This window comes from Bacillus sp. FJAT-29814, from assembly GCF_001510715.1.
In the GTDB taxonomy this organism is placed as follows: Bacteria; Bacillota; Bacilli; order Bacillales; family Cytobacillaceae; genus Neobacillus.
Map to the genome: position 1 here is coordinate 170,127 of NZ_LMTJ01000002.1, position 12,503 is coordinate 182,629.

Consider the following 12,503-nt stretch of genomic DNA (forward strand, 5'->3'; position numbering starts at 1 on the left):
TTGGCGACTCATAAAAATGTGCCTTCAATACAGGGTTAATCAACGGTCATCTCGAATTCAGTAAAGTAAGTTGCCTTCTATATTGCCTGATTCCATATGAGCATGACAAATAAACCTAACTAAAGTTAGGAAAAATGCGCTCAATACAAAATCGATATTAATTTTTGAAAAATTAATATTGGCAATTAGATGGTTCCATAAACTACCTTACCTCCTCCGCAAATTTCCTTAATTATCACATATTTCCATCGATTTGTAAAATATTTTTACAGCAAAAAAGCCTTTCGCTAGGAAAGGCTTCTTACAATCATCCTTATTGTAATACTCTTCTCGCATTTGTAAACTTAGCTGGATTAAAGCCGGCAATTTTGACAACATCGCCTGTTTGCGGTGCATGGATATATAGTCCACCGCCAATGTAAATGCCGACATGGTAAGCTGGGCTGCCTCTAAAGACTAAATCTCCCGGCTGTACTTCATTAAGAGAGACGGCTGTTCCAACTCTTTGCTGGGCGCTTGAAACCCTAGGAAGGCTGATGCCTGCCGCATTTCTAAACACATAAGAAGTGAATCCGGAGCAGTCAAATCCTGCTGGCGTAGATCCGCCCCAAACATATGGTACACCTAAGAATTGCTTAGCATAAGAAATGATAGCATCTGCTGACGCAGAGGCTGGTACATTCACAGGAATCGATGGTGCCGGCTTTGAAGAACTTCCACTGGAAGACTGTTGAGTTGCACGCTGTTGTGCTGCACGCTCTTGCGCTGCACGCTGTTCAGCCAAGCGAGCCTGGCGCGCTGCCTCTTCCCGGGCAATTCGTTCTTGGCGGTCTCTTTCTTCTTGAGCTGCAAATTCAGTTTCCAAGTTTGATAGTTCACTTTGCTTTTCTGCTAATATTCTTTCAGCTTTACTCTTATCTTCTTCAATTTTCTTCTGCTCAGCAGCAAGTTGTTCCTTATTCTTGTTTAAGTCCGCTAACTCAGTTTGCAATTTTTCCTTTGCTGCTTCTAAAGCCTGTTGCTTTTCTTTTAAACTATTCAGCATATCAGTATCTTTTTCGATAATCATCGAAATCGCACTGAAACGAGTTAAAAACTGGGATAGGTCATTCGATGTAAGCAAAAATTCAGCATAGGTAGCAACGGACGTTTTTCCTTCTGCCTGAATACTCTTTAATCTTTCGGAATATATCTCTTTATGTGTATCTAAATCTTTCTGGGCCTGTTCGATTTCAACCTTAGCTTGTTCAATTTTCACCTGTTGTCCCTGGATTTGCTCATTTAATTTTTGAACCTTATCCATTGCTATGGTGATTCGGTTGCCCAATTGTTGTAATTGTGTTTCAATGTCTTCAACTTGTGCCTTTTGTTCTTCAATTTGACTCTTCTGAATTCGCTCTGCGTATGTAGGTGTTGTTATTTGAAACATGCTGGCAAGTACGGCAGCTGATATGGTATATTTAATAAATTTTTTCATTACAAAATCTCCTCTTGTAACTTATCTTTTTTTCACTCGTCTAATATATTAATAGTTTATATGCCAATTCGTCGAAACACAATGAATGTGTCGGATTTGTAATACAATTGTAATTTAATGTTGAAAAATATTACAAAAAATCGACAACTTCCCTCTTGCATCATGTAAATGTAATACATGTCAATTTTGTGACAGAAACCTTGGTTGTCCTATGTATCAACAAAAGAAGCAGGAACCTCAGCACAAGGTTCCTGCTTCATTTTTCGACATTTTCACGTTTAATGTCGCTTTTTCTACTAAAATCTTTTACTCTTTTGTTACAACGGCTGCCCCTTGAAGAAAGCTCTGAATCTTTTCAGCAGCTTTCGCCAATCTTTCAGGAGATTGAACCAGTGCCATCCTGACATAGCCTTCCCCTTGGGTTCCAAACGCATCGCCAGGGACCACCGCCACTCCCGCTTTCTCGATTAATTTAAAGGCAAATTGCCGTGATGTCCATCCGGAAGGGATTTTTGCCCAAACAAACATTGTGGCCGGTGACTTTGCCACCTTCCAGCCACCCTTTTCAAGCCCGGCAAGTAAAACATCCCTACGGTTTTCGTATTCATTCAACTGTTTTCGGAGCACATTGTAATCCGACGTAAGCGCGGTGACTGCCGCCATTTGAATCGGATAAAATACCCCGTAATCAATATTGGACTTAAATGAAGCCAGTATCCTTAAGGCTTCCTCGTTGCCGACAGCGTAACCAATCCGGCAGCCGGCCATATTAAAGGTTTTTGACAATGAATTGAATTCAATCCCAACTTCCTTTGCCCCCGTAACCGACATGAAGCTAATTTGCGGATTTTCGTCATAAATCAGCTCTGAGTAAGCAAAATCATGAATGACAAGAATATTATACTTTTTGGCAAATTCAACTACCTCTTCAAAAAATTCTTCACTTGCCAAAGCCGTTACCGGATTTCCCGGATAACTGATGATCATCATCTTTGTTTTATGTAAAACCTCCACTGGGATTTCACTCAATTTCGGCAAATATCCGTTTTTCTCCAATAACGGCATCGGATAAATGGTGCCGCCAGCAATCATCACCCCATGCTCGTAAATGGGATAGCCTGGGTCTGGGACAAGGACATAATCCCCGGGGTCAATCATCGCCATCGCCAAATGGGCCAGCCCATCCTGGGAACCCATTAGCTGTAATATTTCCGTTTCAGGAACAAGCTCTATTCCATAACGTTGCTTGTAAAAATAAGCGACTGCCTCGTTAAACTTGTCAATTCCCTTCAAAGTATAACCATATTTCGTTGTATCCCTGCTAAATTGTACCAGCGTATCGACAACATTAGCGGGTGGCGGCATGTCCGGACAGCCGACACTTAAATCAATCACATCCATGCCCTTTTTAATTGCCTCGCTTTTCTTATTTGCTAACTCGGTAAAAATACTTGTCGCCATGTTTTGGGTTTTTTTCGATCCAACAATCTTCATCTATATCACCTTTTGTTTTATAGGATTTCCTTTTTCAATTTTATCATAATTTTCAAAATTGAAGCGTGAATCGAGTTTTATAAAGCATGCATATATAAAAAGAGCCCAAATGATGGGCTCTCCATTTTATATATGGTCTATTTAATATACGTCACGCAGATAACGGCCTTGCTTTTGCATATCTTTTAGATACGCTTCAGCCGCGTCGCGGTCCATCGAACCTTCTTTTTCGATAAGGGTGATAAGGGCATCATTGACGTCTTTTGCCATACGTTCCTTATCTCCACAAACAAAGAAATAAGCTCCATTTTCAATCCACTCAAATAATTCTTTACTGTGTTCAAGCATTTTATGCTGAACATATACTTTTTGATCAGTATCACGGGAGAAAGCGGCATCAATTCTGGTTAACACACCATCTTGCTGATATTGCTCCAGCTCATTTTGGTAAAGAAAATCAGTCGCTGCATGCTGGTCTCCAAAAAATAACCATGACCTGCCGGCCGCTTTATTTACGGCACGTTCCTGGATAAAGGAACGAAATGGCGCGATGCCTGTCCCTGGTCCAACCATGATGATATCCTTGTCTTGCGATTCCGGCAAATGGAAATGTTTATTAGCTTGAACATAAACCGGAAGCGTATCGCCTTCCCTAACACGTTCAGCACATAAAACCGAACACACTCCCTTTCGGTCACGGCCGTGAGAAGTATAGCGTACAGCACCAATCGTCAAGTGCACCTCATCAGGATTAGCGGCAATGCTGCTGGCAATCGAATAGAGACGAGGCGTCATTTTTCTTAACATCGAGACGATTTCTTGGGCAGAAGCTTTCCATGGGCCAAAATCCCGTAACATATCAAGCAAATCACGGCCATAGCAATATTCCTTCAATTGGTCGGCATTTTCAACCAGTACAAGCTTTTGCAGCTCTTCATTTTCTGTAAACGCAGCAGCCTGTTGTAAAATCTTCTTTGAAATCAATGTAATCTCAGTATAGTTTGTCAGCGCTTCCTTAAGGGACAGAGCCTCTCCCTGCTTCCCTACAGTTACAACCGTTTCTTCCTCCCATCCCATTTCCTTAAGAATGGAAGCAACAAGTTCCGGATCATTAGATGGGACAATGCCGAGCGCATCACCTGGATTATATGAAAGACCTGAGTCTTTTAATGATAACTCAATATGTCTTGTTTCCTTACTGGAGCAAGCGCCATTTAAATTAATATTTTTTAGGACCTTCGCTTGAAAGGGATTGGTTCTTGAATATGGCGGTTTGTCACTTTTGGTATTTTTCGGGTTTTCCAGTGTTAGTTGCATAATTTTAACCTCCAAAAGTTATATATACATAGGATAGCACAGCATAAGCATAACAGATGTGTAATTTGACACACAACAGACAAATAAATGTAATTCATGGCGGCAAATATTGTCCCTCTCAGTTTTAACATTTTAGCCTTTTTTAAGCAAAAAAAAAATCCGCTTTTCCTCAGGGAAACGCGGATTTTTTGCTTTTTTATTGCTTAGATATTCTTTTGTTTTCCTTCTACATCACGTTCTACTTTCATTTTTGTAACAGGTAGATAGCCTTGCTCTTTTAATAAAGTTGTTTGGATTTCATCTGACATTAAATAGTCAAGGAATGCTTTTGCAAGTTCTGTCGGCTCACCCTTAGTATAAGAGTGTTGGTATGCCCATACAGGGAATTTACCAGATTGAACGTTTTCTGCTTTTGCTTCTACTCCATCGATAGCTAAAGGTGTTACGGAATCATCTGTAAAATAAGAGAATGCAAGGTATCCAATTGCTCCTTCAGTTTCACTAATGATCTTTTTAACTGTGTTTGAAGAATCTTCTGTAATCCCTTCCGCTGGTGTAGCACCATCCAAAGCAAACTTATTGAAGATAGCTCTTGTTCCTGAAGAGTCAGGACGGTTTACTAGAACGATTTTTTGATCCTCGCCGCCAAGTTCTTTCCAGTTAGTGATTTTCCCAGTGAAAACTTTAATTAAATCGTCTTTTTTAATATCCTTAATCCCTACTTTAGGGTTAACAGCTGCAGTCATACCAACTACTGCCACTTTATGGTCAACAAGTTCATCTGCCGGAATTCCTTCTTTTTCCTCAGCAAAAACGTCTGAGTTCCCAATTTGAACTGAACCTTCTGCAACCTGTGATAAACCTGTACCAGAACCGCCCGCATTTACTTGAATATCAACTTTTGGATTTTCTGCCATAAATTCTTCAGCTGCAGCTGCTACTAATGGTTGCATCGCAGATGAGCCGGAAATAACTAGAGAACCAGATAGTTCTTGCTTTTCTTCGGTTTTCGGTGTTTCTTTGCTGGCATTGCCTTCTGACTTCTCATTTGAAGTACCGCTTCCGCAAGCAGCCATGATGATCATGAATGCCGAAAGTAATGTAAGCAGGCTTAGATGTTTTAGACGTTTCATTTGAAAAAATTCCTCCCGTTAATTCCTAGTTTTTTAGATTGCTATTTTTCTTACGGTTTTAACTATATAACAACATTATTAATTGAGTGTTAATTAAATATAAATTAGAAATAAATTGGTTGTAAAAAATATGTAAAGTCTAGTGATGGAAAAAAAAGATAGAACCCCTAATCTGCTTCCGCTACATAATTAATAAATCTTTACATTCACTTAATAAAGGGTTAACGATTGTTTAATAATATGGAAATTGATAAGTATCTGAATATTTTTTTACTACCTGAGTTTCTTCGAACTGCTCAATTTGGATGAAGCAGGGGAAAAAGCATTCGTGTTGCGGAGGGGTAATATGAAACGTAAAATTCTTGTAGTCGATGATGAACCTTCTATTGTTACTTTACTTCAATATAATTTGGAGCAGGCAGGTTTTGAAGTCATCATTGCAATGGATGGGGAAGCGGGAAAAACAATTGTAATAACGGAATCACCTGATCTCATTATTTTAGATGTCATGCTTCCCAAATTAGATGGAATGGAAGTATGCAGGCAGCTTAGGCAAGAAAAGATCAAGACTCCAATTTTAATGTTAACTGCTAAGGACAGTGAGCTTGATAAAATATTAGGTCTTGAGTTTGGTGCTGATGACTATATGGTTAAGCCCTTTAGTCCTAGAGAGGTGGTTGCTAGAGTAAAAGCTATTCTTAGAAGGGTACAGCTTCAACCTGAACACGGAAATAACACAGATTTGGAAGAGTCGCAAATAATAGTGGGTGAATTAATCATCTATCCCGACAAATATGAAGCCCGCTTCCAAGATCATCTATTAGAATTGACACTAAAGGAATTTGAACTCCTCCTTCATCTTGCAAAAAATAAGAACAGAATACAATCTCGAGACCAATTGCTTAACGCTGTTTGGAATTATGAGGTTTCCGGGGATTCTAGAATTGTAGATGTTCACATCTCTCATTTAAGAGATAAGATTGAAGAGGACACAAGAAGACCAGTCTATATAAAAACGTTTCGCGGAGTTGGGTATAGATTAGAAGAACCAAAAGAAAAATGATTAACTTGGAAGCAAATGAAGGCTAGAATATATTTGTGTTAATATTTTATAAAGGCTGTCTAACCTCATGCAAATCGGTTATACAGCCCTTATAAAAGCTTGGATTATTCATTTAAGTTGGAAAGTTTTCCAGTTACAAGATATACAACATGTTCTGCAATGTTAGTCGAATGGTCCGCAACCCGCTCTATATATCTGCTTACGAAAGCTAACTGGGTAATTTGATTTGTTTTATCTGGGCTTTGCTGCAGATAACCCATAAGTTCTTTAATTAATATGCCGTACATTTCATCCACTTTGTCATCCTTCGCAGCAGATCTTTTTGCTAATTCTACGTCCTCTTTTAAGAATGCTGTTAATGAATCGCTTAACATTTCTAGTGCAATATTCATCATTTTGGGAATGTCGATAATTTCCTTTATCAGCTTTTCGTTGCCAATATGCAAGGTTGACTTAGCAATATTTACGGCATTATCCGCAATTCGTTCTACTTCTGAGGAAATTTTTATCGCAACGATAATTTTTCTAAGGTCCCTTGCGACAGGTGATTCCATGGCGGTTAAAACAATCGCTTTATTGTTTATTTCATGTTCTAACTCATCAATGACTGTATCATTTTGAATAATTTCCTTTGCCTTCTCAAGATCTTGATGAATGAGGGTGTTGATACTTTCTTTAATGGCAGTCTCTGATTTCCGAGCCATCTCGATTAACATGTCGTTTAGTTGCTTTAAATTATTATCGAAATTTGATCTTGTATTCATATGGTCACCCCTTTTATCCAAATCTACCTGAAATATAACCCTCTGTACGTTCATCCGCAGGGTTCGAAAAAATCTTTGATGTGTCATCAAGCTCAATCAGTTCACCCATTAAAAAGAATGCGGTTTTATCCGATACCCTTGAAGCTTGCTGCATATTGTGCGTAACTATAACAATTGTATATTTTTCTTTAAGATTTAGAATAAGTTCTTCAATTTTTAATGTTGAGATCGGATCTAATGCAGATGTAGGCTCGTCCATTAATAAGACATCAGGCTTTGTCGCAAGTGCTCTGGCAATGCATAGCCTTTGCTGCTGCCCACCGGAAAGACCGAGAGCAGGTGTTTGTAAACGATCCTTCACCTCATCCCACAACGCTACATCCATCAATGATTTCGTGACAATCTCATCGAGATGGGTTTTTCTTTTCGTTCCATGAATTCTCGGACCGTACGCAACATTATCATAAATCGACTGTGGAAATGGATTTCCCTTTTGGAAAACCATCCCCACATTTTTTCGCAATTCCACGAGGTCCAGTTTTTCATTTAAAATATTTTGACCATTGTAATTAATTTCTCCTGTCATCCTTACATTTGGAACATAATTAATCATCAAGTTCAAAGTTTTAATAAAGGTTGACTTTCCGCAACCTGACGGACCTATGATCGCCGTTACCTCTTTTTTGTTTATCGGAAAATGAATCTTTTTTAGTGCATGATGATTCCCATACCATAAATTTAAATCCTTTATATCAAAAACCGTTCTCGCCGTTGTAATGGTAGACACGCTGTTCCCTCCCTATCCGAACCGTCCTGAAATATATTCTTCCGTCTTTTGATTGGAAGGATTGGTAAAAATCTTTTCCGTGACATCATATTCAATTAAATCACCAGATAAAAAGAACGCTGTTTTATCGGAAATACGCGATGCTTGCCCCATGTTATGGGTAACAATAATGATCGAATAATCCTTTTTTAACTCAATAATCAATTCTTCTACCTTGGCATTGGAAATCGGGTCGAGCGCAGAAGATGGTTCATCAAGGAGTACCACTGTCGGTTTCATCGCAATTGTCCTCGCTATACAAAGACGCTGCTGTTGTCCACCTGAAAGGGATAATGCTGATTTGTGAAGGCGGTCCTTTACTTCATCCCATAATGCCGCTTTCCGCAAGCTTTCCTCCACTATTTCATCTAACCGGCTCTTCTTTTTTATCCCATTATATTTTAAAGCGTGGGTAATATTATCATAGATCGATTTAGGGAATGGATTGGGTTTTTGAAAAACCATCCCAATTTCTTTTCGTAATGCGACTACATTCATTTGGTCGGATAATAAATTGAGATCTTCATAAATGATTTCACCTTCAGCCCTTGCTCCGGGAATTAAATCATTCATTCGATTAATTGTCCGTAAAAATGTTGACTTTCCACAGCCAGAAGGCCCGATTAGTGCTGTAATCGCATTTTTTTCAACATCCATTGAAATACCATTCACTGCCCTTTTTTCACCATAATAAATCTCTAGGTTTTTCACTTGTAAAATAGTTTCACTCAAATGCTCCCACCACCCTTTATTTCGTAGCCGTGATCCTTTTATGAATTCGGGTGCCAATCCACCTTGCCAGTAAATTAAATAGTAAAACAGAAATGACTAAGACAGCAGCCGACCCATTTGAAACCTCTTCGATATCGGGAATTAACCCTTGAGTATTAACGGACCAAATATGGACAGCAAGTGTTTCTGCAGGACGGAAGATATTTAAAGGCGAACGTTCCGAAAATGGGTTCCAATCCAAATAATTCAATCTTGGTGTGGAAAGACCCGCTGTAAATAATAGTGCTGCCGCTTCACCAAAAACGCGTCCTGATGCAAGAATCGCCCCCGTTAATATCGATGGAAAAGCACTGGGTAAAAGAACGGTTTTTATTGTATGCCAATGAGTAATTCCGAGGGCAAGACTTCCCTCCTTCAATTCACGCGGAACCGACCGAATAGCATCCTCACTGACACGTACCAGTACAGGAAGGTTAAATACTGTCAGCGCCAAGGCCCCTCCTAAAATGGTGTATCCCCAACCAGTTAAATTAACAAACATCAATAGGCCAAACATTCCGATGACAATGGACGGAAGCGAAGATAAAACCTCAATACAAGACCGAATAATATTCGTCACTTTTCCCGGCTTGGCATACTCAGCCATATATATTCCGCCGCCTAAACCAAGTGGAACAGAAATGAGCATGGTTAAAACCAGGATATAAAAAGAGTTAAATAATTGGTCCCGAATCCCGCCGCCAGCCCGGACATTACTGGAGGGAGATGTTAAAAAATCCAAAGATATATGGGTTAAACCCTTCACCAAAATATAGGAAAATAATCCGACCAATATGGATACGATGATAACAGCTATAGCAATAAATACACCTGTGGCAATCCGATCTGCCGATTTGCTGGTCATTGCATTTTCCTCCTTGATGAGAAATAACGAATGAGGATGATAAATACGAACGACATGATTAAAAGAATTAAGCCCATCGACCACAGAGTATTATTTTCTACGCTTCCGTAAGTGGTATGACCCATATTTAATGTAATGATTGTGGTTAACGTGGCCGAGGCATCAAGGAAGCTTGATGGCAAATCCCTTACATTCCCAATAACCATTTGGACTGCTAACGCCTCCCCAAACGCACGGGCCATTCCAAGAATAACGGCTGTTAAAAGCGTGGGCAATCCTGCTGGAATTAATACTTTTCGAATCGTTTGCCAGCGAGTCGCTCCTAACGCATAGGAACCTTCACGGAGACTTTTAGGCAGTGAACTCATTGCATCCGTTGCAATACTCGTAATCGTCGGTAAAATCATGATGGAAAGAACAATCGTTCCTGCTAATAAGCTAAACCCAAGCCCGCCTATATTTTCTCTTATAAAGGGAACTAACACCGAAAGTCCGATAAACCCGTAAACAACAGATGGAATCCCAACCAGAAGTTCAATCACGGGCTGCAGGATCTTTTTTCCCCACGAAGGAGCAATTTCTGTCATAAAAATCGCTGCGCCTATCCCGAGCGGTGCTGCAACTAAAGCTGAGAGCAAGGTGACAGCAAATGAGCCAAAAATAAAGGGAAATGCCCCATATTCCGGATTTGCTTTATTGGTTGGATTCCACTTTGTGCTGGTTATGAATTCAATTGGACTGACACCATTCTTAATAAACGACTGAAGACCCTTGGTACCTAAGAAAATGGTTATGGATATGGTAACGGAAATCATAATCACCGCGCATAATATCACGAGAACCTTCCCACGCATTTCATTTCCTAATCCATTTTTTCCTGATTTCAATAATCGGTCCTTTGCAGGAATTGTTTTTTCCATAATGCACCCATCCCCCCCTTTATGACTTAATAGGGTAAATGCTTTTATTGCATTTACCCCTTTCAATTTTTAATGCTTCTTGACATTCCCCTCTACATCTCGTTCTACTTTCATTTTTGTCACAGGTAAATAGCCTTGCTCTTTTAGCAACGTGTTTTGGACATCGTCTGACATTAAATAGTCAAGAAATGCTTTAGCAAGACCCTTTGGCTCACCTTTCGTATAAGAATGCTGGTAAGCCCAGATTGGAAATTTGCCACTTTGAACATTATCTTCGGTTGCCTCAACACCATCAATCGCAAGAGGGGTAACCGAATCATCTGTGAAGTAGGAGAAAGCCAGATAGCCGACTGCACCTTCCGTTTCCGTCAGAATCTTCTTCACCGTGTTTGATGAATCTTCGGTAATCCCTTCTGCAGGAGTTGCCCCATCAAGAGCAAATTTATTAAAGATCGCACGTGTCCCGGAGGCATCAGGACGGTTTACGAGGACAATCTTTTGGTCTTTGCCTCCAACTTCCTTCCAGTTCGTAATCTTGCCGGTAAAAACTTTGATTAAATCATCTTTCGATATATCTTTAATTCCTACATTTGGATTTACAGCGGCCGTAATCCCGACAACAGCCACTTTATGATCAACAAGCTGTTCTGCCGGGATTCCTTCTTTTTCCTCGGCAAAAACGTCAGAATTTCCAATATCGACTGAGCCCTCGGCAACTTGAGACAAGCCTGTACCTGATCCGCCAGCATTCACCTGAATATCCGCATTAGGGTTTTCAGCCATAAACTCTTCGGCTGCGGCCGCTACTAAAGGCTGCATGGCAGAAGAGCCGGAGACTACAAGTGACCCCGAAAGTTCCTTTCCTTTTTCGCCGCCAGCTTTATTATTATCTTTGTCTACATTTCCATCTCCACCGCCGCAAGCTGCAGCAAACATCATTAATGCTGCTATTGTTACGAATAAAATAGGTTTTTTCATCCACTTCATTTTGAATCCTCCTAATATCATTATGGTTTAAGTTTGCCTTACTTAGTGCATAATAACTTTGCCAGTTAGAGAATCTATTTCTTCTTTAGAATGCCTTCCCAAAGAATTATTTATTAAAGTTACTGATAAATTTTTCAATAAAAATGAGGAGGATCACCATTGTCAACCGACAAAAAAAATGATATTTCGACTAAAGATGCAAATGTTAAAATGAGTGAACAATTCAAGGATTATAGTTATCGAGGAGCTTCTGAAGCAAATTCTGAAGCGGAGAAAGCGAATCAAGAAATTCAAAAGGAATTTTACGGAAGTAACGAAGATAATAATTTACTACCCTTTCATGTAGATAGTAACAGCCCTCCAATAAAAAAATAAGCCGGCTTCGATTAGAAGCCGGCTGTTCCAATGATATAAAAAATTTGTTTTCTGTCCGATTGCGGAAGCTGTTAGCTCTAACAATTCGATTTCCACCATTTATCAGATTCGTTTTACTACAACTGCGCCTATTCCAATTACCATATACAAAATCATCATGTACACTATTATCATACCAGTTTCAATTGTGTGAACACCCATTGCATATAGAACTAGCAGTAGAGCCCCGCTGCCTATTAGGACAACATAAAGAACAATTAATAAATACCTTTTCATAAGCAACAGACTCCGCTCATCCAGTTCAGGTATATTGCCATTTCTTTTTTTACGCCATTTTGAATAGAGAAAACTAATCAGGAATCCACCCAATGACCCAACTATAACTGCAGCAGCTAACCCAAAGCTAAACTCTCCATCTTCTTTTCCAGTCAAATATACCCCTAATAATCCTCCGATTATAATCATCCCGATAATGAAGATATAAATCATCATTTGATAACGTGTTTTCATT

At 39.5% G+C, this 12,503-nt stretch carries 12 protein-coding genes and 1 pseudogene; 2 read left to right on the top strand and 11 right to left on the bottom strand.

Features of this window, described 5'->3' with window-relative positions; genetic code table 11:
- Positions 1-313: 313 nt before the first annotated feature.
- From AR334_RS04770 to AR334_RS04785, 4 genes and pseudogenes are all read right to left on the bottom strand, one after another.
- Entirely contained in the window at positions 314-1,477 is a 1,164-nt protein-coding gene (locus tag AR334_RS04770; protein ID WP_066305968.1) for a C40 family peptidase, read from the bottom strand.
- A gap of 306 nt (positions 1,478-1,783) precedes the next feature.
- Positions 1,784-2,971 (bottom strand): LL-diaminopimelate aminotransferase, encoded by a 1,188-nt coding sequence (locus tag AR334_RS04775; RefSeq protein ID WP_066305970.1) that lies wholly within the window; start codon positions 2,969-2,971, stop codon positions 1,784-1,786.
- Positions 2,972-3,112: 141 nt separating this feature from the next.
- Positions 3,113-4,237: pseudogene (locus AR334_RS04780) on the bottom strand (sulfite reductase subunit alpha); the annotation flags it as partial.
- 254 nt (positions 4,238-4,491) lie between these two features.
- Positions 4,492-5,421, bottom strand: a complete 930-nt coding sequence (locus AR334_RS04785) for a phosphate ABC transporter substrate-binding protein (protein WP_066305980.1) — start codon at positions 5,419-5,421, stop codon at positions 4,492-4,494.
- A 346-nt stretch (positions 5,422-5,767) separates the two neighbouring features.
- Between AR334_RS04785 and AR334_RS04790 the strand changes: the two genes are divergently transcribed.
- Complete coding sequence (locus tag AR334_RS04790) at positions 5,768-6,484, top strand: response regulator transcription factor (protein ID WP_066305982.1); 717 nt, start codon at positions 5,768-5,770, stop codon at positions 6,482-6,484.
- Between the two features lie 104 nt (positions 6,485-6,588).
- Here the strand turns inward: AR334_RS04790 and phoU are convergent, their stop codons facing one another.
- From phoU to AR334_RS04820, 6 genes are all read right to left on the bottom strand, one after another.
- Entirely contained in the window at positions 6,589-7,248 is a 660-nt protein-coding gene (phoU, locus tag AR334_RS04795) for a phosphate signaling complex protein PhoU (protein WP_066305985.1), read from the bottom strand.
- 13 nt (positions 7,249-7,261) lie between these two features.
- The gene (gene pstB / locus AR334_RS04800; protein ID WP_066305988.1) at positions 7,262-8,035 is read right to left on the bottom strand and encodes a phosphate ABC transporter ATP-binding protein PstB; all 774 of its coding nucleotides are present in this window, start codon (positions 8,033-8,035) and stop codon (positions 7,262-7,264) included.
- A 12-nt stretch (positions 8,036-8,047) separates the two neighbouring features.
- Positions 8,048-8,806, bottom strand: coding sequence for a phosphate ABC transporter ATP-binding protein PstB (gene pstB, locus AR334_RS04805; RefSeq protein WP_253701184.1), 759 nt, complete (start codon positions 8,804-8,806; stop codon positions 8,048-8,050).
- Between the two features lie 16 nt (positions 8,807-8,822).
- A complete protein-coding gene (gene pstA, locus AR334_RS04810; RefSeq protein ID WP_066305991.1) occupies positions 8,823-9,710 on the bottom strand; it encodes a phosphate ABC transporter permease PstA in 888 nt (295 codons plus the stop codon).
- On the bottom strand, positions 9,707-10,630 hold the full coding sequence (gene pstC, locus AR334_RS04815; RefSeq protein ID WP_066305993.1) for a phosphate ABC transporter permease subunit PstC: 924 nt from the start codon (positions 10,628-10,630) through the stop codon (positions 9,707-9,709). The genes pstA and pstC overlap by 4 nt, the downstream gene beginning before the upstream one ends.
- Positions 10,631-10,699: 69 nt before the next feature.
- The gene (locus tag AR334_RS04820; RefSeq protein ID WP_066307662.1) at positions 10,700-11,608 is read right to left on the bottom strand and encodes a phosphate ABC transporter substrate-binding protein; all 909 of its coding nucleotides are present in this window, start codon (positions 11,606-11,608) and stop codon (positions 10,700-10,702) included.
- Positions 11,609-11,776: 168 nt separating this feature from the next.
- Between AR334_RS04820 and AR334_RS04825 the strand changes: the two genes are divergently transcribed.
- Positions 11,777-11,992, top strand: coding sequence for a hypothetical protein (locus tag AR334_RS04825; RefSeq protein WP_066305997.1), 216 nt, complete (start codon positions 11,777-11,779; stop codon positions 11,990-11,992).
- 102 nt (positions 11,993-12,094) lie between these two features.
- On the opposite strand, the gene AR334_RS04830 is transcribed toward AR334_RS04825, so the two are convergent.
- Entirely contained in the window at positions 12,095-12,502 is a 408-nt protein-coding gene (locus AR334_RS04830) for a hypothetical protein (RefSeq protein WP_066306001.1), read from the bottom strand.
- Between the last annotated feature and the right edge of the window lies 1 nt (position 12,503).